Origin of the sequence: Bacillus cereus group sp. BfR-BA-01316 (assembly GCF_022664195.1) — a bacterium.
In the GTDB taxonomy this organism is placed as follows: Bacteria; Bacillota; Bacilli; order Bacillales; family Bacillaceae_G; genus Bacillus_A.
Window position 1 is genome coordinate 114,801 of sequence record NZ_JAKUGX010000001.1, and the last position, 22,886, is coordinate 137,686.

Here is a 22,886-nt window from a genome sequence, read left to right on the forward strand (position 1 = left end):
ATTTATTATGTCAACAATTATTGATGTTTATGCTCGCGAAGTCCTTGACTCTCGTGGTAACCCAACTGTAGAAGTAGAAGTTTACACAGAAAGCGGCGCATTCGGACGCGCTATCGTACCAAGTGGTGCATCTACTGGTGAGCACGAAGCAGTAGAATTACGTGACGGTGACAAATCTCGTTACCTTGGTAAAGGTGTTATGAACGCAGTAAACAACGTTAATGAAGCAATCGCTCCAGAAATCGTTGGTTTCGACGTAACTGACCAAGCTGGTATCGACCGTGCTATGATCGAATTAGATGGCACTCCAAACAAAGGTAAACTAGGTGCTAACGCTATCCTTGGTGTATCTATGGCAGTAGCTCACGCAGCAGCTGACTTCGTAGGTCTTCCATTATACCGTTACCTTGGTGGATTCAATGCAAAACAATTACCAACTCCAATGATGAACATCATCAACGGTGGTTCTCACGCTGATAACAACGTTGACTTCCAAGAGTTCATGATCTTACCAGTTGGTGCTCCAACATTCAAAGAATCAATCCGTATGGGTGCTGAAGTATTCCATGCACTTAAAGCTGTATTACATGACAAAGGTCTTAACACTGCAGTAGGTGACGAAGGTGGATTCGCTCCAAACCTTGGTTCTAACCGTGAAGCATTAGAAGTAATCATCGAAGCTATCGAAAAAGCTGGTTACAAAGCTGGGGAGAACGTATTCTTAGGAATGGACGTTGCTTCTTCTGAGTTCTACAACAAAGAAACTGGTAAATATGACCTTGCAGGCGAAGGCCGTACTGGCTTAACTTCTGCAGAAATGGTTGATTTCTACGAAGAGCTTTGCAAAGACTTCCCAATCATCTCTATTGAAGATGGTTTAGACGAAAACGACTGGGATGGTCACAAATTATTAACTGAGCGTATCGGTGATAAAGTACAATTAGTTGGTGACGATTTATTCGTAACTAACACTCAAAAACTTGCTGAAGGTATCGAAAAAGGTATCTCTAACTCAATCTTAATTAAAGTTAACCAAATCGGTACTTTAACTGAGACTTTCGAAGCAATCGAAATGGCTAAACGTGCTGGTTACACAGCAGTTGTATCTCACCGTTCTGGTGAAACTGAAGATGCTACAATCGCTGACATCGCAGTTGCAACTAACGCTGGCCAAATCAAAACTGGTTCTATGAGCCGTACTGACCGTATTGCTAAGTACAACCAATTATTACGTATCGAAGACGAGCTAGGCGAAATCGCTGTTTACGCTGGTTTACAATCTTTCTACAATATCAAACGATAATTGTAGAAAATAACGACAGACCGTGAGAAATCACGGTCTGTTTTTTTTATGCTAAAATTGTTCGTCCGTCATAAGTGACATGAAGTATTTAAAGAAGAGATTATAATCAAAATCGATAGCAATTTGCTGCGAGGGCCGATTGATGAATGGGCTTAATCCTACTAAAGAGCGGAAATCACCGATGCTTGCTCCTTGAGCGTAAGATTCGGTCATGACGGTAATTGGTGATTTGTACGGCCATTTCTTTTGGAACATTGCCGTGATCAGCGACAATCCCAACGATTTCAATTTCATCGATAAAGAATGCGAGGAGGAGGGCTATCGTATCATCGATTCCAGGATCACAAAAAACAAGAACTTTTTTAGACATATGTTCACCACCTATCTTTATATATATGTGTGCTAGAGAGAAGGCGGAATAAAAATGGAGTGAAGGATTTTGTTTTATCGAAATAATAACTGCTAAAATTCAGAAAATATAAACTTTATATATTAGGTCAAGGTTTTTGACGTAAATTACATGCGGAAACGCAGTCATATCAAGGGTGTAAGCGTATAATGTAGTGGATTTTCGTTGTCGATTTGATAAATTGCAGGTTTTTACAATTTATACTATGATAAGGATATTAACAGAAGATCGTATAAACATGAGGGATGATGAACATGAAACTCACAAAGATTCTTGTCCAAATTGCTGCTCTTTATGTATTTTATATGGTTGGAAATTGGGTGCAAGAAATGTTGAATATTCCGATTCCAGGTAGTTTGATTGGGATGTTCCTCCTACTTGTTTTACTTAGCCTAAAAGTACTTCCAGTGAAATGGTTTGATTTAGGAGCAGAAACACTCGTTGCCATTATGCCGTTTTTATTAATTCCGCCAACGCTTGGCCTAATGAATTACGGTGCTTTTTTTATGAGTAAAGGAATTTCTCTTTTCATTACAGTTGTAGCGAGTACGTTTTTAATTATTATTGTCGCAGGACATACAGGACAATATCTTGCGAATAGAGGGGAAAAAGAGACACAATGAGCCAAATATTAATCGGAATCGGTTGGGTTCTTTTTACGGTGCTATTATATCAATTATCTAAAAAAATCTACAAATTATTTCCAACACCATTTACCATTCCAATGCTTGTAGCAACAGGATTAATGGCTTTCTTATTTATAGTGCTTGATATACCATATCAAAATTACATGGAAAGTGGTGGTGGCTGGATTGCGGAGCTACTTGGACCAGGTGTTGTAGCATTTGCAATCCCGCTTTATAAACAACGTCATGTTCTGCAAAAATATGTTGTACCAATTGCTGGTGGTGTACTAGTAGGTACAACAGTTGCTATTGCAAGTGATTTTGCTATTGCCTCACTTATGGGAACAGATAAAAGTTTAATTTTATCTTCTTTACCAAAGTCAGTGACAATGCCCGTTGCGATGAGTGTATCTGAACAAGTTGGCGGTGTCCCGTCCTTAACAGCAGCCTTTGTCGTTATCGCAGGTATTACTGGAACGATTACGGGACCAATTTTATTAAAATGGAGCCGCGTTACAAACTCGGTTGGTAAAGGAATCGGATTTGGATGCGCTTCTCATATTATGGGTGTTATGAGAGCGATGAAAAATAACGAGCATGAAGGTGTTATTGGATCGGTAACAATGACATTGACAGCAATTTTGACATGTTTGCTCGGACCTTTATTTGCAATGATGTTCATGTAATAGAAGAAAAGCGAGAGTGACTCTATAGCTCTCGCTTTTCTATAGGATTTATGCTAACATTTAAACTAACTGAATCTTTGTAGGAGGTACGCCAAGTGCATACGTTATTATCAGTTTTACTTATTGTTGTATCGATTTTAATGATTGTTATGGTACTTATGCAGTCTAGTAATAGCTCAGGCCTTTCAGGCGCTATTTCAGGTGGTGCAGAGCAATTGTTTGGTAAGCAAAAAGCACGTGGAATTGAAGCGGTATTAAACCGTATTACAGTTGTCTTAGCTGTATTATTCTTCGTACTAACAATTGGTGTTACGTACTTAAACTTATAGAATTAAAAAGAAGAAGCGTTAGCTGATTTGTGCTAATGGTTCTTCTTTTTTTAATTTGTTATTCGAAAAAAGTTTCTAATTAGATTATAGAATTATAAATATGGTACACTAAGAATAGAAAGAATACGACTAGATTACAGAAGAGAAAGAGGAGAAGTACATGATGAAATTAGCATCTCCAAAACCATTTACATTTGAAGGTGGAGACCGCGCTGTTTTATTATTGCATGGATTCACAGGAAACTCAGCTGATGTACGCATGCTAGGGCGTTTCTTAGAGAAGAAAGGCTATACTTGTCATGCGCCAATTTATAAAGGACACGGCGTACCACCAGAAGAGCTTGTTCATACAGGTCCTGAAGACTGGTGGAAAGATGTAATGAATGCCTATCAGCATTTAAAAGATCAAGGTTACGAGAAAATAGCTGCGGTTGGATTATCATTAGGCGGAGTATTCTCATTAAAACTTGCTTATACATTACCGATTTTAGGTGTTGTACCAATGTGTGCACCGATGTACATTAAAAGTGAAGAAATTATGTACCAAGGTATATTGGCATATGCCCGCGAATATAAAAAGCGTGAGCAAAAATCACCAGAACGAATTGAGCAGGAAATGTTTGAATTTAAACAGACACCGATGAATACACTAAAAGCATTACAAGAGTTGATTCGTGACGTACGCAATAATGTTGATATGATTTATGCTCCAACATTCGTTGTACAAGCACGCCATGATGAGATGATTAATACAGATAGTGCTAACATTATTTATAACGGTGTAGAATCTACGTTAAAAGACATTAAATGGTATGAAGACTCTACGCATGTCATTACACTTGATAAAGAACGTGATGTGCTACATGAGGATGTATATAACTTCTTGGAGCAACTAGATTGGTAAGGTCTAGTTGCCTCTTTTTTTCATAAGGGAATTTTTTATCCCGCATTAACGGGCAGTAAGACTCCCACCTCAAAAATCGGCGAATGCGAAGAGGTTAGGTGGGAGATAACTGCCCGTAAAAGCCCGATTGGTGTGGGCTAATAATCATTGGGGGATGGATAACCCCCCCCAATGATTAAAGTTTCACTTTATGAAAGCTGTAAAAAATCATTGGGAGATGATTAAAGTTTCACTTTATACATCCCCCATCTTTCGGATACACTAAATAATATAAGGGTTAAAGGAGGTATTTCTGCTTGGAAGAAATCACACAAGAACATATTGATAAGTTGTTATTATTTATGAGAGAAGAAGCGTATAAACCGTTAACGATACAAGAATTAGAAGCTGCATTTGGAATCGAAGGCTCTGAGGGCTTTAAAGATTTTGTAAAGGCACTTGTAATGATGGAAGAGAAGGGACTTGTTGTTCGTACACGTAGTAATCGCTACGGTCTTCCTGAAAAGATGAATTTAGTACGCGGTAAGTTAATTGGACATGCACGTGGCTTTGCTTTCGTCGTACCAGAAGAGAAGAAAACTGGGGATGATGATCTTTTCATCCCACCTACAGAATTAAATGGTGCACTTCATGGTGATATAGTATTAGCACGTGTTAGCGCGCAATCAAGTGGATCACGCCAAGAAGGTGCGATTGTTCGTATTTTAGAGCGTGGAACGAAGGAACTAGTTGGTACATATACAGAATCGAAAAACTTTGGGTTTGTTGTACCTGATAATAAGCGCTGGACAAGTGATATTTTTATCTTGAAAAGCGCATCAATGGGTGCTGTAGAAGGTCATAAAGTCGTTGTGAAAATTACGAGCTACCCAGAGAACCGTTTAAGCGCAGAAGGTGAAGTTATTCAAATTCTAGGTCATAAAAATGACCCAGGGGTAGATATTTTATCTGTCATTCATAAACATCATTTACCTTTAGCTTTCCCTGAAGAAGTTATGGAGCATGCAAACAGTGTACCAGAAACGATTTCAGAAGAAGATATAAAAGATCGCCGTGATTTACGTGATCAAATGATTGTTACAATTGACGGTGCAGATGCAAAAGACTTAGATGACGCTGTTACAGTAACGAAGCTTGAGAACGGTAACTATAAGCTTGGCGTTCATATTGCGGATGTAAGTCATTACGTTCAAGAAGGTTCTCCAATTGATGTTGAAGCAGCAGAGAGAGCAACGAGTGTATATCTTGTAGACCGTGTAATTCCGATGATTCCGCATCGTTTATCAAACGGTATTTGTTCATTAAATCCGAAAGTAGACCGTCTGACACTATCTTGTGAAATGGAAATCAACAATCTAGGTGATGTTGTAAAGCATGAGATTTTCCAAAGTGTAATTAAAACGACAGAGCGTATGACGTATGCTGACGTAAGAAGCATTTTAGAAGATGAAGACGAAGCGCTAATTGAACGTTACGAACCGCTAGTACCAATGTTTAAAGAAATGGGGCAGTTAGCACAGATTTTACGTGAAAAACGTATGCGCCGCGGTGCGATTGACTTTGACTTTAAAGAAGCGAAAGTACTAGTAGATGAAGAAGGAAAACCGACTGATGTTGTAATGCGTGATCGTTCTGTATCAGAGAAGTTAATTGAAGAGTTTATGCTTGTTGCGAACGAAACAGTAGCAGAGCACTTCCACTGGATGAACGTACCGTTTATGTACCGTGTCCATGAAGATCCGAAAGAAGATAAACTGGAGCGTTTCTTCGAGTTTGTAACAAACTTCGGATATGCAGTAAAAGGACGTGCGAACGAAATACATCCTCGTGCGCTGCAGCAAATTCTTGAAATGGTTCAAGGTCAGCCGGAAGAAGTAGTCATTTCAACAGTTATGCTTCGTTCTATGAAGCAAGCACGTTACGATTCGGACAGCTTAGGACATTTCGGTTTATCAACTGAGTTCTACACGCATTTCACATCGCCAATTCGTCGTTACCCAGATACGATTGTTCATAGATTGATTCGTGAATACATCATTAATGGTAAAGTAGACAACGAAACGCAAGCGAAATGGCGTGAAAACTTGCCTGAGATTGCAGAGCACTCTTCTAATATGGAACGCCGTGCTGTTGAAGCTGAGCGTGAAACAGACGAACTGAAAAAAGCAGAATATATGCTTGATAAGATCGGTGAAGAGTATGACGGTATGATTAGCTCCGTAACAAACTTCGGTTTATTCGTAGAGCTTCCAAATACAATTGAAGGTCTTGTACACGTTAGCTATTTAACAGATGATTACTACCGTTATGACGAAAAACATTTTGCGATGATTGGAGAACGTACAGGTAACGTATTCCGCATCGGTGACGAAATTACAATTCGTGTTATTAACGTAAATAAAGACGAGCGCGCAATCGACTTTGAAATCGTTGGCATGAAAGGCACACCTCGTCGTAAGTTCAAAGATCGTCCAGTTGTGATTGAACAGCCAAGAACAGGCAGAAAGAAACGCGGTGGACGTAACGAACGTAGTAATGAGCGCGGTGGCGAGCGCGGCACAGGAAGAAAGTTTGATCGTGGTGGACAAGGAAAAGGAAAAGGAAAAGGATCAGCATCCGCATCAGCATCCACATCCGCTAGTCAGCCAGGGAAAAAAGATGGTAACGGTAATGGTAAGAAGAAAAAAGGCTTCTTTGAAAATGTACCAGGATTCAAGAAGAAAAAGAAAAAGCGTAAGTAAGAAAAGAGTGGCTTCGCTTCACATTCTGAGCGAGCCACTTTCGCTTTTTGTGGAATCTAGCTACAGTGGCTAGAATCTATTGGCCATTTCGCTTCCTCGGACGAAGCAAAAAGCGCTTCTCTGTCGGGAGCTCCAATGTCCAAAGATTCTGAGCGAGCCACTTTCGCTTTTTGTTCACATTTGTTACAATAGTAAAAATAGAGGAGGGACGTTATATGCCAAAAGGTACAGGTAAGGTTATTGCGCAAAATAAAAAAGCATTTCATGATTATTTCATCGAAGAAACATACGAAGCAGGGCTTGTCCTTCAAGGAACGGAAATTAAGTCGATTCGCGCTGGACGCGTGAACTTGAAAGATGCGTTTGCACGTATACATAACGGTGAGGTATGGGTTCATAATATGCATATTAGCACATATGAACAAGGGAATCGTTTCAATCACGATCCACTTCGTACAAGAAAGTTACTTCTTCATAAAAAAGAAATTGATAAGCTAGCAGGTTGTGCAAAAGAAACAGGATATGCATTAGTTCCAGTTAGAATTTATTTGAAAAATGGATTTGCGAAAATGGCACTTGGTTTAGCAAAAGGTAAGAAGCAATACGATAAGCGTCACGATTTAAAAGAGAAAGAAGCTAAACGTGAAATTGCACGTGTGTTCCGTGATCGTCAAAAGATGTAATACAGATATTTACATTTGTAAAACGGCGCGCGTATGATATAATAACCTATGTAAGATTGTTGCACATTGAAAAACAGCTCTTAGTAGCTATCACGATATTTTCTTCGTATGCTCCATTTTTATCATGGGGACGTTACGGATTCGACAGGGATAGTTCGAGCTTAGGTTGCGAGTCGAGGGGATCGGCCTCGTTAAAACGTCAAAGCCTATAATTGGCAAACAAAACAATCTTTCTTTAGCTGCTTAATTGCACTAAAGGTTCCTCCCTCCATCGTCCATGTGGTAGGGTAAGGGACTCAAACTAAGTGGACTACGCCGGAGTTCGCCGTCTGAGGGCGAAGGAAGAGAACAATCAGACTAGCAACTTGGAAGCCTGTCGATAGGCCGAAGAGTTTGCGAAATGCTAATATATCGACTACACTCGTAGAAGCTTAAGTGCCGATATTTTTGGACGTGGGTTCGACTCCCACCGTCTCCACCAATACATATTTGGTGGTTTTTTTATTTTGTATGATATGAACCATAAGTTTGCCGAAACGGCAAGCTTATGGTTCTTTTTGTTTCTGGCCAACTTATGCTTCCAGTGATTTTAATGTTTCTGAATTAAAGCTAAGAAGGATTTATTCAATCTTGGTACCAAAGATCACCTTTTATGAGCTCATAATGTCCAAAGATAATGAAGTCGTTTAAATTTAATTTAGAAAAACCAAAGCCCTACTACATATGAAATGTAATAGGGCTTTTAAAAGTTGTTTAAAAACATATAATTTCTGCAAATTTATTTATAAAAATGATAATAAAGTACTTTAATTTCATTGAACTAAAAGCACCTGTAAGTTAAATAATTTTTAGATTAAAAATTGAAGCCACTTATGTCCTGGTTCGTGTATTTCTAAAGCATATCGCAGCCATTTTTTCTTCTCATTATCAAGATAATCCTTTATAGCGATAAAGTCTTGATGGTCTTTTTCTCTTGTATTCTTCGCCTTATATAAAAGTACAATTTCTGGATTTAGGTATGGAATACCTGTTTTAGTAGTACTCCAAACGGAATTGAGTGGATAAGAAATCCTAAAGTCTCTTCTGAATATCCAATCATTTCCTTCTGTTTCATTAAGAAGAATTTCTATTTTATCTCCGTTTAACATATTCGAAGCGTGTATTTCGTGAATTGGCAAATCTAAAAACTCATTTTCCCAAGTATGGAACTTACCCTTAATTACCTTTTTGAACTCCCATTTATTAAGATAATCTTTCAGATATTGTTGGTCTTTTCGAAAGACAGCAAACTCTATATCTTTATGTTCTCTTGTTTCCTCATCAATAAAAAGGTCAATCGCCCATCCTCCAGCAATAAACCACGTTCTATCAAAGTTTGACATTAATGAATTGATCCTCTGGCATTGTTCAAATGACATATAAATCCCCCAAAAAAAGTTATCTAAAATCTATTTTCTTTTTGTACTCAAATTTTTTTTGTCTTCTTCAACCATCCTCCTCGTTAGTCTAATTAGGGGTAACGTCAGAAAAATGCGGATTTACAACGCTAAGGAAATGTCACTTATAAAAAAAGCCGATTTCCATCTCAAGGAATCGACTTTTTTAGTTATTCTTAATGAACTAACGCATGCATTAGTTCATTAAGTAAGAGGTTTGAAAAAATAGCCTGTATATATTTGAACGATGAATAACTTACCTATTTTCTTGTGTTTGTTTATGTGATATGCAGAAAATTCAGAAGAATGCAATATGCTATTTATCTGTTTGTTTTTGCTTCTTTTTCAAATAATCCGCACGCAATTTTTCAAGTTGCTGCTTTTTATCAAATTTGGCAGGCGTCTGTTTTTCATGAAACTTTGTCACAGCTACCTGACTTTTGTAATCCAATTGATATTTTCCCACTTTGCTCACCTACTTTTCTTGTCTTTAAAGAGAATCTATTCTACAAATATAATATACCTTATTTTACTGAAGTAAAACTTATTACTTTATTAGTTTTTCTACTTATATCTATCTTAATTCAAATATTTCCTACTTAAACTAACCTGCCCCGTTAGTTTAAGTAGGAAACTTCACAATCTGAATAGAGTAAAGCCTAATAGAAAGAATACCGTTTTTTTGTTTTGTAGTTTTATAAAATGCTTAAGTTGATGGGGATGGGGCGGCATCCTTGAGACAGAAAATGAAGAAATAGTTATTGATGATAAGCAGGTAGAGACTATAGCTGCCCCTTAATGATTAAATAAGATTTATTTAAATCTTCATATATTTTGTGTTTTTATCCATATCTATTGTAAGATTGTATAGAGTTCTCCTAATAAGCTGTTATAATGGCTTTTTTAGGAATTTAATATTTATAAATCTTAAATTATTTTTTTAGGATAATTTTTTATCTAACTAAGTTATATTGAAGTAGAGGTGAACCATCGGTGAAGCAGGTGTTGGTAATTAAGAATGAACGGTCTTTAGCAAAGAAAATCGTAAGCGTTCTAACGCAAGAAGGCTATTTCATTTTAAAACTTCACAATGAAAACCAAGGTTTAAATATAATATATGAACAAGATTGGGATATTATCGTATTGGATTGGGATTCATTAAGTATATCCGGACCAGAAATTTGCAGACAAATACGACTTGTTAAAACGACACCGATAATTATTGTGACCGACAATATTTCTAGCAAGGATTGCATAGCAGGGTTACAAGCAGGAGCAGATGATTATATAAGAAAACCATTTGTGAAAGAAGAATTAGTAGCAAGGGTTAAAGCGATTTTAAGGAGAAGGGACTGTATCCAGCAAAATGAGACAAACTTTTTTCAGTTTAAAGATCTCTTTGTTGATGCATCTAGCAATATTGTGAAAAAAGGTGGTAAAAATCTCTCGCTTACTAAGCGCGAGTACGATTTACTTGTATTTTTAATTAAGAATAAAAATACAATATTGAGCCGTGAAATGCTTTTGAACCAGGTTTGGGGATATAACGTAGTAGTAAATCCAAATGTAGTGGACTTATATATTGGGTATGTAAGAAAAAAGTTAAAGTGCGAGAAGAAAGACAGATATATTCAAACGATACATGGCAGGGGCTATTCAATGATTGAATGATAAAAATAAGATAATAGGTAAAGTACAGTTTATCATAATAATCAATATCCAGCATAATAGAAAAAACGAGTAAAACTGTTTCATTCAGTTTTACTCGTTTTTTCTATTAAATCTAATAATCAAATAGTTTTTGAGAAATATTAAAAGACGGAAACTATAAAAAGAATATTTCTATCAGGCAATGAATTATGAAAATATTAGCTATTAATGGGCGTATTTTGTAGGAGAAACCATAGTTTATAAGGTGCTCATCTATTGGTTAGTGTGGAGGGGATGACTCTAGCACGCATTAGTTGAGGCCGTATCCAATGAAAGTGCCTACTTGAAAAGAAAATCAACATTCTTTCATGTATTCTCTGTAAAATAAAGGTTAATCAACACGCCTGACGGCACATATTACTTTTGGTATACAAATTATGCTTAATTCTATTAACTCACATCATTCACAAGATTTTCACAGAATTAATGACTATACTAATTAACAGGATATTCAAATGAAAATGATTATCAATAGCGATTTAGGTGAATACAAGTTACTATCTAATTCAATCTATGGACGTCATCATTTTCGAAATAAATTACATTATAAGGAGTATACGTATGAGAAAATCTATGCTTTTAAAATTAGTGAGTATTCTAGCAATTTTCACTTTAATGTTAGTAGCTTGCTCAGATTCAAGTAAAGAAACTTCGAAGGCTAATAAAGGTAATAGTAGTGATAAGCCAAAAACGGTTGAAATCACTGATGCACATGGAACTGTTAAAGTCCCTGTAAATCCAAAGAATGTAGTTGCTTTGGATAATAGAACTTTTGAAACTTTAGCTGATTGGGGAATTAAATTAGCGGCTGCTCCAAAGGATGTAATGCCTGCAGATTCAGCATATGTAAAGGATAATTCAGTTAAAAATATTGGAAATCACCGCGAACCAAATCTTGAAATTATAGCAGCTGCAAACCCTGAACTTGTAATCGTTGGTCAAAGATTTGCTGGCCATTACGAAGAGATCAAAAAATTAGTGCCAAATGCAGCTGTTATTGATCTTAATGTTGATGTTTCTGAGAAAGCTACTAAGCCTGGAGAAAACTTAGTAAAAGGACTTAAAGATTCTACGATTTCTTTAGGGAAAATCTTTGATAAAAATAAAGAAGCTAAACAATTAGTAGCTGATTTTGATAAATCTATTGAAAATGCAAAATCTGCTTATAATGGAAAAGATAAGGTTATGAGTGTTATCGTTACTGGTGGGAATATTGGTTTTGCTGCTCCTCATTCTGGTCGTGTTTGGGGGCCAATGTATGAAATTTTCGGTTGGGTTCCAGCACTAGAAGTTTCCAATTCTACTGCAGGTCATAAAGGTGATGACGTTTCTGTTGAAGCTATTGCACAAACAAATCCTGATTGGCTTTTCGTATTAGATCGTGATGCTGCAACATCTGATGCAGCTACTTCATCTCCTGCTCAAGATGTTATTTCTAAATCACCTGCTCTTCAAAACACAACTGCTGTTTCTAAAAAACAGGTTATTTATGCACCAGAGGATACTTACACAAATGAATCAATTCAGACTTATATAGAGTTGTTTGGAAATATTGCAAAAACTTTAGCTAAGTAGTGTAAAGGAGTACGAAACAGTGTCAAAAAATATAATTTCTAGGGTTGAGAATATTTCTCAACCCCAGTTTTATAATCACAATAAATTATGGACAAAACCTTTTATAATAGCGATTATAGTTGTTATAATTTTAGGGATTATATCACTGTTTACTGGAGTTTATGATATACGTGGACAAGAGGACGGAATGGAGATGTTTTTCATAACTCGTGTTCCGAGAACAGTTGCATTAATGCTTACTGGAGCTGCAATGGCGATGGCAGGGCTCGTAATGCAACTAATTACACAGAATCGCTTTGTTGAACCTACTACAACGGGGACTATTGAATGGTCAGGTTTAGGCTTGCTTTTTGTATATTTATTATTTCCTGCCCCGACTTTAGTTCAAAGAATGACTGGTGCAATCATTTTTTCTTTTATAGGAACTATGATTTTCTTTCTATTTTTAAGAAGAGTTAAACTTCGTTCGTCTTTAATTGTCCCGATTATTGGATTGATGCTTGGAGCAGTTATTTCTGCAGTGTCTACTTTTATGGGGCTCCTTTTTCAAATGACGCAAAGTATTGAAACTTGGTTTGTAGGTTCATTTGCTACCGTTCAGGTGGGAAGATATGAATATTTATGGTTGATTGTTATCATTACTTTGCTTATTTTTATGTATGCTAATAGATTGACTTTAGCTGGACTAGGAGAAGATGTCGCAACAAGCCTTGGAGTTAATTACAATAGAATTGTTCTTTTTGGGACTGCTCTTATCTCTGTTGCAGTTGGAATTGTTGCAGCTGTTATTGGAAACTTACCTTTCTTGGGATTAATTGTGCCAAATATTGTTTCAATGTTTAGAGGTGATGATCTTAGGAGTAATTTACCTTGGGTATGTGTGATCGGAATGGGGACAATAACTGCCTGTGACATCATTTCTCGAACAATTATAAAGCCTTTTGAAGTACCTGTTTCTTTAATACTTGCAACAGTGGGAGCAATCGTGTTTATTACTATTTTATTGAGACAAAGAAAACCAAGGAGGCTACGATGATCGCATTAGAATATAGAAATAAAGAAAATGTCGAAATCGATTCTAGCCTTCATAATGAAAGTAGATCAGCTAGTGCTTTTCGTTCTAAGAAGGAAGAAAGACGTTATTGGATTTTACTGATAACATTGATTGCTTTAGGCCTCCTTTCTTCATATGGACTTTTAGTTTATAACAATCCAGTTCCGATAGATTCACCTTCTTTTATCCCAGTTGTTAAGAGAAGGATAGTAGCTATTGTTGCAATGATTATTGCTGCAGTTTGCCATAGCTTGTCGACCGTTGCTTTCCACTCTATTACGAATAATAGGATTATTACTCCTTCGCTTTTAGGTTTCGAATCACTTTATTCAGCAATTCAGACGAGTACAATATTCTTCTTTGGTGCTAGTGTATTGATAAATTTTAGTGGAATTGGATCATTTTTATTTCAAGTTGTTGTTATGGTCTTCATGAGTTTGATACTTTATGGATGGTTACTTTCCGGTAAATACGGGAATTTACAACTTATGCTTTTAGTTGGAATTATTATTGGTACTGGGCTAAATTCTGTGTCAACTTTCATGAGAAAACTACTTGCGCCTTCAGAATTTGATATTTTACAAGCAAGATTATTTGGTTCTGTTAATCATGCAGATTCTGCATATTTTCCTATTGTAATTCCTATGGTCATAATTGTGGCAGTATTAATTTTTGCTCATTCTAAGAATTTGAATATATTGTCACTAGGAAAGGATGTTTCTACTTCTTTTGGAGTTAAATATCGACCTAGTGTAATTTATACGCTTGTATTAGTTGCTATTTTGATGTCCATTTCAACAGCTTTGATTGGACCACTTACTTTCTACGGCTTTTTAGTAGCGACTTTGAGTTATCAGGCGGCGTCAACTTATGATCATAGATATATTTTTCCAATGGCTCTTGCTATAGGATTTTTGATAATGACGAGTGCATACTTTTTAATGTATCATGTATTCCATGCTCAAGGTGTAGTTTCAGTTATTATCGAATTATTTGGTGGAATAATATTTTTAACTATAGTTTTAAGGAAGAGGGCTTTATGATAAAAATTGATAATGTTAAAAAGTTCTATACTGATAAGGTAAAAATAGGACCTTTGGATATTGAAATACCAAAAGCGGGCTTTACTTCTTTAATTGGACCAAATGGCGCTGGAAAGTCCACGACACTTTTGATGATTGGACGACTCTTAGATATGGATGAAGGTCAAATTCAGGTAGCAAATATGGATGTTTCTGAATCCAAATCAAAAGACTTAGCAAAAATTTTGACTATATTGCGACAAGAAAATCATTTTGTAACTAGGCTTACTATTAGACAACTAGTTGGATTTGGGCGCTTTCCTTATTCAAAGGGAAGATTAACTAAAGAGGACGAAGTTATTATTTCTAAATATATCGATTTTTTAGATTTAACTAATTTAGAGAATAGATATTTAGATGAGCTTTCTGGTGGTCAAAGACAAAGGGCATATGTAGCGATGGTATTGTGCCAAGAGACTGAATATGTACTTTTGGACGAGCCTCTGAACAACCTTGATGTTGCTCGTTCTGTTCAAATGATGGAGCATTTGAGACGTGCGGCTAATGAATTTGGAAGAACAATTCTGACTGTTATGCATGACATAAATTTTGCAGCCAAATATTCTGATAAAATTTGTGCTATGAAAGATGGACAAATTGCTGCTTTTGGAACAGTAGAAGAGGTTATGGACCCAAAAATTTTGACTGATATTTTTGAAACAAAAATAGAAATTATCAATGGCCCTTATGGGCCAATCGCTGTTTATTAGTTACAAAATGTAAAAAATGAGTATGCCAAAAAACTAATAGAAAATCAAATTATATAATGTAGCTTACATAGATCATAACAGCTACTCTAGTTGAAGTTGCTGTCTGTATTTTATAGGCAGCAGCTTTTTTTGTTTACTATGATTTTCTTCAGCTTTAGTACCAGCACACCCTGTTAATGCTAATGTAAATCTGGGCAGTATGGATGATAGTGCTTTTGTTTTTTTGTTCATTTTTATCGTCTCCTCATTTTATGATTTTAAGTAGTACGGTTTGCGATTATAGTAGCAGTTCGTCTATATTTCTTTTTGCTATAAGCCACATATGAAAAGACTCAAATTGAATCAATGAACTTAGTTGCTATGTTTATTATGTTAATACCTGAGTATAAACTCCCTCTAAATAAATTATTAAAAAAAGATAAACTAATTCCTAAAAAATTTGCATATTTATAAAAAACAATCGCTAGCTTGCTGTATTGTTCTTTCAAACACTTGGTTCCAGTAGAATAACAATCATGATGCCTACGAGTAATCAAAAAATACATTGTAAGGAGGAAGGAAAGTAGTTAACAATAATGTAATTCCTAATAGAGTTAATCGATTATATTGCAAAATTTTTGAACTATACTGTAGGGGAAATGAAAATCTTATAAAATTTGATTCCTATAGGAAGGGGATGGCCATGTTTGATTCAACAGATTTTAAGATTATACAATTGCTACAAGAAAACGCTAGAATGAATTGGAAGGAAATTGGAGAAGTAGTACATTTGACTAGCCAGGCTGTTAGGAAACGAATTAATAAATTAGAAGAGGCAGGGGTCATTCAAAAATATACGATAGACATAGATAGGGCTAAGCTGGAAGGATCTATTATGACATTTGTTACGCTATTTTTGCATGCACCACATTATCACAATCAAATTCAAAGTTTCTTTGAAAAAACAGACGTAATTACTGAAATGTACCGCATAAGTGGCGATGGGTGTTATATCATGATTCTTCATACATCTTCGCACCAACAATTAGAGGAGACGCTTGCAGATGTTTTACATTATGGTGATTATCGTATAAATACTGTCATTAAGACAATTGAAAAAAAGAAAGAATAAGAGATTTATCCTTTCTTTTTTTGATATGGAACTGTAATCCTTTATTTGTTTTTGTTTGCAAAACAGCTTGCTGACATGACTTTTGCGTAAATATCACCAAACTCTAATGCACTCATGAACGATTGATGAGCATGTACTGCTGGAATTAGGTTTCCTTGGAATTCTAAATCTTTTGTTGTACAAGCATCTTCAATTACAACACATTGAAATCCTAAATCACTGGCAGCGCGTACTGTTGCATCAATACATACATGAGTCATCATACCGCAAATGACTAGTTGGTCTATTTTCTCTTCTTTTAATATTTGTAATAAATTTGTTCTTAAAAAACTGTTAGGGTGATGTTTTTGTATGACTCTTTCAGTAGCAATCGGTTGTACGTCATCATGAATTTGAGCCCCTACTGTCTCGGGTAAGAAGAAAGTAGTCCCTTCATTGTTCGCAATATGTTGTACGTGAATAACTGTTTTATGTTTTTCGCGAAACACTTTCAATACTTCCTTCGCTTTTTGTACGGCTTTTTCAGGCTGATGTAATTCCATATTGCCGCCTTCAAAGTAATCATTTTGTATGTCGACTAATAGTAACGCTTCGTTCATAGTAAATCCCTCCACACTTATTTATACAGCATGTTATTTGTACTGTACCGTTATTATATAAAGTGCAAGTATGTGGAAGTAATAACGTCATGAAACGATTTTGACGTATATAGTTTCATGGTGTAAAAAGTAAAAATTGGTATGGTAACAATAATCAAAAAGAGAAATATGAATATTATCTTTTTAATCCACTATTAAATTCATTTAATTCTCCTTTTTATAATTAAGTGTATAAATACTTTACTCTTTCCAAAACTGTTCCAGTAGAATGACAATCATAGTACCTACGAGTAATCCATTACTTAAAACATATTGTAAGGAAGAAGGAATTCCGCTAAATGCACTTTCTGGAAGAAACATTATTCCCAAACTGATTAATAATGAAATTCCTAATATAGTTAATCGGCGTTGATTTAATTCTTCACGTAAAATCGATTGAAATGAAATTCCTATCATCTGGACAAATGTTGCTAAAAGTGTAGCGTTAGCAATAGGGCCTGGTAGCAAGGATATAAAGCTTACAATTAAGGGAATAAAAGAAATTCCTGCTAATATGAGACTGCTATAAGGAATGACTTCTCTTTTCTTTGTCCTGTTAGTTGAATAAATCCTGCTGATGCAGGTAATGGTACAATTCCAATTGTAGAGAACAACGACGAGATAATATGTGATATACCTCCGGCCCATACGCCACGGTTCAGTGTTTGCTTTTCATTTTCTTTAGATAACGGAGCCACTTGTTTTACAGCCGAAATAGCAGCAATCGTATTTGCAACTAAAAGGAATGTAAATAAAGTTGCAGTTAGAGTCATTCCAATATCGAATCTAGGTGTGCCCCAAGCAAATATCTCTGGTAACTTAACTAACGGTGTGTGTGAAGGCATATGAGATGATTTTCCTAATAAAGCATACAAAAGCCAACCACATGAAATGCCAAGTAACACAGCGTAACTTTTCATCCATCCTTTCCCTTTAATTGATAAGAAGGTAATCATGGCAAAAACAAAGAGTGCAATAGTAGCTGTTGTATAATCAGGATGAGTTGCAGACCCTTGTAATCCCATCATTCCTTTTAGTAACACACCACTAAGCTGAAGAGCTAAGATTAAAAGAAAAGTCCCTGTAACCAAAGGGGTAAATAAACGTAGAATTCGATGAACAAGCCCTGTTATACCAAGAACGAAGAGTAATATACCCGCAATAATTAATCCACCTTCTAAAAGTTGTAATACATCTTTTGCACTTTGTCCCTGATGCATAGCTACTTGTCCCAGTATGACAAATATACTTACCCATGAACCGGCTGGACCATCCGCAATGGGATAGCGATGCCCAAACCATGCTTGTATAAATGAGCTTACTCCCACGACTAAAAAAGTTCGTTGCATTAATGTTGAGATATCTTCTATTGATAAATGGAATATGCCACCGATAATGATAGGCAATGCAATTGTATTTGCTAATAAAAACACAAACCACTGTAGAATACTAAAGCCCGTCTCAAAATATTTTTTATTCATATTATTCTCCTTTGCCGAAAAAGAATCTCATAGTAAAAATCCATCCTTTTTATACAGTTAGATTAAAAAGGATGGATTTTTTAGGTCTATAAAATTATTTTAATTATATAGATGGATATTTAATTAATTACCATGTACGGAATGGCAAGAATTTCCCGTTAAGTGTAATCACGATACGAGGGTCGCCACCTTTTGGATCTTCTTGTGTGTCCACACCTAGATTGAAGTTAATTGCACTCATTACACCTTCGCCAGCTTTTTCTAGGATTAATTCTCTAAGAGTTGGTGCGTATTGTAACATCATTTCATATAATCGATATAAGATTGGGTCAGTAGGAGGCATTTGCATTACTTGACCTCTAAGTGGAACTACTGTTAATGCTTGAACTACTTCTTCATCTAATTCTAATAGTTTACCGATTTTTTCTGCTTCTGAACGTGTCATTGTAGCTTGTCCTAATAACGCTGTTACAACCCAAGTCTCAGAGTTTTCGCTTACTTTTGAAATTTCTTCCCATGTTAAACTTTTTTTAATTTTTGCTTCCATAATTTTTTGCGTAGCTTCTTGTCTATTCATATCTAATAACTTCCTTCCATTTAAGTAATAATTAATTTTTCATACTATTTAATGCTGTATATCCATCAACTACTAAATCTAATTTACCTGTGTGAGGATCAATAACTAAACCATGTACAGGAACATCTTTTGGAATAAGCGGATGATTTCTTACTAAATCAACATTAGCTTGAGTTGAATTGTTGACATCATCGAATCCAAATAACCATTTTTCAAGGTCAACACCAGCGTATTCAATAGCTGATAAAATTTCTGGTGAAGCTACTCCACGATCTAATATTTTTTGAAGTGTTCCTTTTGGATTAGTTTGACTCGCACCACATCTATGGTGTCCGATAAGGAAGATTTCATCTGCATTTAAATCATATACTGATGCTACAACACTTTGCATAACGCTATCGAAAGGAGAAGCAATTTTACCACCTGCATTTCTGATAACTTTTGCATCACCATCGTGTATATCTAAAGCTTTTGGAAGTAGCTCAATTAAACGAGCATCCATGCAAGAAACAACAACCATACGTTTTTTAGGCATTTTTGTCGCTTCACGAGGAGCGTATTCCTTATTTTCTACAAATTGTTCATTGAACGATAGAATTTCTTGTAATAACATATTTGTAACCTCCTTTAAATCTAGATGTATTTTTTTGTTGCGTCCTCTGTGTTATAAGTAAATATAACTGATAAACAATGCGATGTAAGAGGATAAACTAAGTATAGTGAATTGTATCGATAAGCAGAATAAGCTGGCGAAACACTTTCTGGCTTTCTACTTTCACGGTGAAAGGATTGGTTTATATCATTGATCAAACAGATTTTGAGATACTGAAATTATTAGGAGAAAACTCAAGAATACAATGGAAAGAACTTGGTCAGAAAATACATATGACGGGGCAGGCTGTAGGAAATCGAATTCGAAGATTAGAGGATTTAGGGATTATTGAACAATATACAATCGCAATAAACCGAATCAAATTAGGACAAATAGTGACTGCATTTGTTACTTTGTTTGTAACAACAGCTAATCATCAAGAGTTTATGAATTTCTTTCAAGGAGAAGAAGGGATTTCTGAAGTGCATCGTATAAGTGGTGAGGGATGTTATTTATTAAAAACACATTTTACTTCTAATGAAGAATTGGATAACTTTCTGGGGCGACTATTAAAGTATGGGAATTATCGTGTTAACCTATCAATAGGGAAGTTAAAATAAACTTTCTGCAAGTTTATGGTTCTTTTTGCTTGTGGCTAAGACATGGTTCGAAAAATAAAAGGAGTATCTCTTATTAAATAAGAGATACTCCTTTTATTTGTTTTTAATAATTATTTATTATTTTACACCTAATTTTTCTTTTATTTTTGCTGGTATATCTGTTTTCTTTACGTCCTCTTGTTTAATGTAAAGGCGTAAGACTGCATTTTCTTTCGTTTTTTCATTATTTGCTTTTGACTAGTGAAGGGAACTTTTTTAACAACAAAAACCCCTGCGCTGTATACAACAGGGATTCTATTATTACTTATCTGACCGTATGATCCTATTTCATTTTATAGCTTATTTAGAAGAATCATGTACAGGTTTTGATTTAGTGTCCTCAGGCATTTCAAAGGTTTGATTATGGTTAGATTTCACATCTTCGTTAGGAATTGCTGGCACTGCGTCTTCAGGTGAATTATGGATGGGTGAAGAAGTTGTTGTTCCATCTACACTTGTTGTAACTGACATTGATTGATTTTGACCAATTTCTGTACCTTTTTCCATCTTTTTTGCGGATTCTTTTTCACTTTTATTTGTTTGTCTCCATTCTATTTTTTTATTCGATTCTAGTTTGTTCGTTTTCACATCTTCTGTACCTACTGCACCACCCGCTAATAATCCTGTACTTAAAAGTGTTCCTGCTAATAATGTTTTAAACATTTTTCATTACCTCCTTGTTTAAGATTACATTTAGCATAAAGCAAGTATCTGGAGTTTATTTGGAGTTCATCTGGATTTTATGTAAGTTTTGCATGTAGGGGCACCATATCCAAAAAAGAAAATTGTACGCTTGGACACAAAGTAGCCGATTCCCTGTACGTTAAGGAACCGGCTACTTACTATACTACCTTTTTATGATTATGAAATTAAAAAAGGTAGAGTTGAAATCATGTATGAAATAAACGTAAGTAACACAAGGAAGAATATAAGCATGGTATTGAATACATCTCGTTTTATTCTTTTTTTCATTTGAAATTACTTTATTTTTTCAATTTGGTAGGATCGAATTGAAGCTGACCTTTCCAAGAACCAGATACTTTTCCAATCCTGCTTATATTTACATCTAATGTAAGTGGTTGTTTGAAAGAATCTTTCCCTTCAGGACCTTCGATAAATGTAATGACACCTTCTGGTCTATCCTTAAAACGAATACCTATATGCTTTAATTCTTCACCGGATGCTTTTAGTTCGAATGGTCCACCACTTGCTCCTTGAATAAATGCTAATTGTCCGAAGTACTCATTTTTCTTATACACTGGGTTGTTTTCTTGTTGTCCATTTACTTTGCCGTCATCTTCAAGTTGTAACCCCTTTGTATCAAATTCAAACGGTACTACACTTCCATTCTCTTTTTCAATTTTGTAATGAACGGATATACGTGAATCCGCCACATATAATTCTTTTAAATTTACCGTAACACCTTGATCTGTAATTTTTTCATCAAGCGGAATAAATTGACCATTTTCAACGTCTCTTCCTTCGTATATAATCGTATCATTTGAAATTGCATTGGAAAAATAGGAGGCAACATTCGTAGCTGCCACTCGCACTTGTGGAACCATGGCTGTTGTAAAAAGCCCCGCTACCGCTACTGCTATATACATGAAACGTTTTGATTTTTTATTCATATTTGTAAATAATCCCTTCTTCTGTTCAGGTTTTTGATTGATATAAGAAACATCTTCAAATTTTGCGCGACTTTCAAATGCTTTCCACGCTTGGTCTACATCAATTTTGATTTCTTTTGATGAATGTACTGTTTCTCCTTCTAACATGACATTTTCCCAGTGATTTAATTTACTAATTTCTAGTAATAAGTCTTGGCATGCGTTACACGTATCTAAATGTTTTGTGAATTCTTTTCTTGTCTCATAAGGTAATTCCCCATCCATATATGCTTGAATAAATCCCACATCATAACAATTCATTTATTACGCCTCCTCTAACTGTTTATAAATCTTACGAAACTTTTGTTTGGCTCGGACTAATAATGTTCCAATAGAAGATATGTCAATTTGAAGCACTTCTGCAATTTCCTTATATTGAAAGTCAGAAAACCTCATTAATAAAATGGTTCGATCCCGTTCATCCATGTTACTGAGTACCATTTGTACCTTTGTAATTTCTTCTTGTCTAATCCAGTCATCATCTAATGATGAAATATGTTGTACTTCATGATATTGTATGGTTTTATCTACTCTCGCCTGATGTCGTTTTTCAGATCGTAGATATTTATACGCTACATAAGTAGAAGATTTTATTAGCCATCCAGGTAAGTGTTCAATTCTCTTCCAATCGTTGCGATATAGCTGTAAAAAGACTTCTTGGGCTAATTCTTCAGCGATAGTCTGATTTTTGACAATCCATACGATCTGTTTCACAACGTAAACATAGTTTTGTTTAAACAAATCTTCAAATGTCACATCCGAAAAAGGCCTGTCTTCCTTTTTTATTTTTAACATGTCAGTTAAAACCTCACTCTCATTTGATGCTTGTATTATAGAGAACCCGGAATAACGAGTTTTGTGACAAAATTTTTTATTTTTTTATTATGTATGAAAAAAACATCCATCTTTC

General features: G+C 35.4%; 22 protein-coding genes, 1 other RNA gene and 4 pseudogenes. 15 read left to right on the forward strand and 12 right to left on the reverse strand.

Annotation, left to right across the window (positions count from 1 at the left end):
• Positions 1-7 precede the first annotated feature (7 nt).
• Positions 8-1,303 (forward strand): phosphopyruvate hydratase, encoded by a 1,296-nt coding sequence (gene eno / locus MR071_RS00570; protein WP_002112796.1) that lies wholly within the window; start codon positions 8-10, stop codon positions 1,301-1,303.
• A 51-nt stretch (positions 1,304-1,354) separates the two neighbouring features.
• Here the strand turns inward: eno and MR071_RS25700 are convergent.
• Both MR071_RS25700 and MR071_RS25705 read right to left on the reverse strand, forming a co-directional pair.
• Positions 1,355-1,537, reverse strand: a pseudogene (locus tag MR071_RS25700) (nucleoside hydrolase); the annotation flags it as partial.
• Positions 1,521-1,673, reverse strand: a pseudogene (locus tag MR071_RS25705) (nucleoside hydrolase); the annotation flags it as partial. The pseudogenes MR071_RS25700 and MR071_RS25705, both read right to left, overlap by 17 nt.
• A 284-nt stretch (positions 1,674-1,957) precedes the next feature.
• Here MR071_RS25705 and MR071_RS00580 point away from each other — a divergent pair.
• The 7 genes from MR071_RS00580 to ssrA all read left to right on the forward strand — a co-directional run bounded on the left by MR071_RS00580 (position 1,958) and on the right by ssrA (position 8,162).
• Positions 1,958-2,335, forward strand: a complete 378-nt coding sequence (locus tag MR071_RS00580) for a CidA/LrgA family holin-like protein (protein ID WP_242234596.1) — start codon at positions 1,958-1,960, stop codon at positions 2,333-2,335.
• On the forward strand, positions 2,332-3,024 hold the full coding sequence (locus MR071_RS00585; RefSeq protein ID WP_242234598.1) for an LrgB family protein: 693 nt from the start codon (positions 2,332-2,334) through the stop codon (positions 3,022-3,024). Before MR071_RS00580 ends, MR071_RS00585 begins: the two co-directional genes overlap by 4 nt.
• Before the next feature lie 95 nt (positions 3,025-3,119).
• A complete protein-coding gene (gene secG, locus MR071_RS00590; RefSeq protein ID WP_002089535.1) occupies positions 3,120-3,353 on the forward strand; it encodes a preprotein translocase subunit SecG in 234 nt (77 codons plus the stop codon).
• Between the two features lie 163 nt (positions 3,354-3,516).
• On the forward strand, positions 3,517-4,257 hold the full coding sequence (locus MR071_RS00595) for an alpha/beta hydrolase (RefSeq protein ID WP_162836430.1): 741 nt from the start codon (positions 3,517-3,519) through the stop codon (positions 4,255-4,257).
• A 296-nt stretch (positions 4,258-4,553) separates the two neighbouring features.
• Positions 4,554-6,998, forward strand: a complete 2,445-nt coding sequence (rnr, locus tag MR071_RS00600) for a ribonuclease R (protein WP_242234600.1) — start codon at positions 4,554-4,556, stop codon at positions 6,996-6,998.
• A gap of 215 nt (positions 6,999-7,213) precedes the next feature.
• Positions 7,214-7,681, forward strand: a complete 468-nt coding sequence (gene smpB / locus MR071_RS00605) for an SsrA-binding protein (protein ID WP_242234602.1) — start codon at positions 7,214-7,216, stop codon at positions 7,679-7,681.
• 126 nt (positions 7,682-7,807) lie between these two features.
• Positions 7,808-8,162, forward strand: a transfer-messenger RNA (tmRNA) gene (gene ssrA, locus MR071_RS00610).
• A gap of 367 nt (positions 8,163-8,529) precedes the next feature.
• Here ssrA and MR071_RS00615 read toward each other — a convergent pair.
• Complete coding sequence (locus tag MR071_RS00615) at positions 8,530-9,099, reverse strand: nucleotidyltransferase domain-containing protein (RefSeq protein WP_105585590.1); 570 nt, start codon at positions 9,097-9,099, stop codon at positions 8,530-8,532.
• Between the two features lie 334 nt (positions 9,100-9,433).
• Positions 9,434-9,583: a hypothetical protein gene (locus MR071_RS00620; RefSeq protein WP_242234603.1), complete on the reverse strand. Its 150-nt coding sequence runs from the start codon at positions 9,581-9,583 to the stop codon at positions 9,434-9,436.
• A gap of 527 nt (positions 9,584-10,110) precedes the next feature.
• On the opposite strand from MR071_RS00620, the gene MR071_RS00625 reads away from it, so the two are divergent.
• The 5 genes from MR071_RS00625 (at position 10,111) to MR071_RS00645 (ending at position 15,248) form a co-directional block, all read left to right on the forward strand.
• Positions 10,111-10,788, forward strand: a complete 678-nt coding sequence (locus MR071_RS00625; protein WP_242234605.1) for a response regulator transcription factor — start codon at positions 10,111-10,113, stop codon at positions 10,786-10,788.
• Positions 10,789-11,388: 600 nt separating this feature from the next.
• Positions 11,389-12,402 carry a siderophore ABC transporter substrate-binding protein gene (locus tag MR071_RS00630; RefSeq protein ID WP_105585588.1) on the forward strand — a complete coding sequence of 338 codons (1,014 nt, stop codon included), beginning with the start codon at positions 11,389-11,391 and terminating at the stop codon, positions 12,400-12,402.
• A 19-nt stretch (positions 12,403-12,421) separates the two neighbouring features.
• Positions 12,422-13,438 carry an ABC transporter permease gene (locus tag MR071_RS00635; RefSeq protein ID WP_105585587.1) on the forward strand — a complete coding sequence of 339 codons (1,017 nt, stop codon included), beginning with the start codon at positions 12,422-12,424 and terminating at the stop codon, positions 13,436-13,438.
• Positions 13,435-14,499 (forward strand): iron chelate uptake ABC transporter family permease subunit, encoded by a 1,065-nt coding sequence (locus MR071_RS00640; RefSeq protein WP_242234607.1) that lies wholly within the window; start codon positions 13,435-13,437, stop codon positions 14,497-14,499. Before MR071_RS00635 ends, MR071_RS00640 begins: the two co-directional genes overlap by 4 nt.
• Complete coding sequence (locus MR071_RS00645) at positions 14,496-15,248, forward strand: iron ABC transporter ATP-binding protein (RefSeq protein WP_105585585.1); 753 nt, start codon at positions 14,496-14,498, stop codon at positions 15,246-15,248. The genes MR071_RS00640 and MR071_RS00645 overlap by 4 nt, the downstream gene beginning before the upstream one ends.
• Before the next feature lie 123 nt (positions 15,249-15,371).
• Here the strand turns inward: MR071_RS00645 and MR071_RS00650 are convergent.
• Positions 15,372-15,479: pseudogene (locus MR071_RS00650) on the reverse strand (DUF4822 domain-containing protein); the annotation flags it as partial.
• Between the two features lie 445 nt (positions 15,480-15,924).
• Between MR071_RS00650 and MR071_RS00655 the strand changes: the two are divergent.
• Complete coding sequence (locus MR071_RS00655) at positions 15,925-16,359, forward strand: Lrp/AsnC family transcriptional regulator (protein WP_242234609.1); 435 nt, start codon at positions 15,925-15,927, stop codon at positions 16,357-16,359.
• A 41-nt stretch (positions 16,360-16,400) separates the two neighbouring features.
• Here the strand turns inward: MR071_RS00655 and MR071_RS00660 are convergent, their stop codons facing one another.
• From MR071_RS00660 to MR071_RS00675, 4 genes and pseudogenes are all read right to left on the reverse strand, one after another.
• Entirely contained in the window at positions 16,401-16,958 is a 558-nt protein-coding gene (locus tag MR071_RS00660; RefSeq protein WP_105585583.1) for a cysteine hydrolase family protein, read from the reverse strand.
• A gap of 240 nt (positions 16,959-17,198) precedes the next feature.
• Positions 17,199-18,478: pseudogene (locus MR071_RS00665) on the reverse strand (purine/pyrimidine permease).
• A gap of 127 nt (positions 18,479-18,605) precedes the next feature.
• On the reverse strand, positions 18,606-19,055 hold the full coding sequence (gene cynS / locus MR071_RS00670) for a cyanase (protein ID WP_105585581.1): 450 nt from the start codon (positions 19,053-19,055) through the stop codon (positions 18,606-18,608).
• 31 nt (positions 19,056-19,086) lie between these two features.
• Positions 19,087-19,668, reverse strand: a complete 582-nt coding sequence (locus MR071_RS00675) for a beta-class carbonic anhydrase (RefSeq protein WP_105585580.1) — start codon at positions 19,666-19,668, stop codon at positions 19,087-19,089.
• A 167-nt stretch (positions 19,669-19,835) separates the two neighbouring features.
• On the opposite strand from MR071_RS00675, the gene MR071_RS00680 reads away from it, so the two are divergent.
• Entirely contained in the window at positions 19,836-20,267 is a 432-nt protein-coding gene (locus MR071_RS00680) for an Lrp/AsnC family transcriptional regulator (protein WP_242234611.1), read from the forward strand.
• Positions 20,268-20,606: 339 nt separating this feature from the next.
• Here the strand turns inward: MR071_RS00680 and MR071_RS00685 are convergent, their stop codons facing one another.
• The 3 genes from MR071_RS00685 to MR071_RS00695 form a co-directional block, all read right to left on the reverse strand.
• A complete protein-coding gene (locus tag MR071_RS00685; protein ID WP_105585579.1) occupies positions 20,607-20,969 on the reverse strand; it encodes a hypothetical protein in 363 nt (120 codons plus the stop codon).
• A 320-nt stretch (positions 20,970-21,289) separates the two neighbouring features.
• Positions 21,290-22,237: a DUF4179 domain-containing protein gene (locus MR071_RS00690; RefSeq protein WP_242234613.1), complete on the reverse strand. Its 948-nt coding sequence runs from the start codon at positions 22,235-22,237 to the stop codon at positions 21,290-21,292.
• A 3-nt stretch (positions 22,238-22,240) separates the two neighbouring features.
• The gene (locus MR071_RS00695; protein ID WP_002068217.1) at positions 22,241-22,771 is read right to left on the reverse strand and encodes an RNA polymerase sigma factor SigX; all 531 of its coding nucleotides are present in this window, start codon (positions 22,769-22,771) and stop codon (positions 22,241-22,243) included.
• Between the last annotated feature and the right edge of the window lie 115 nt (positions 22,772-22,886).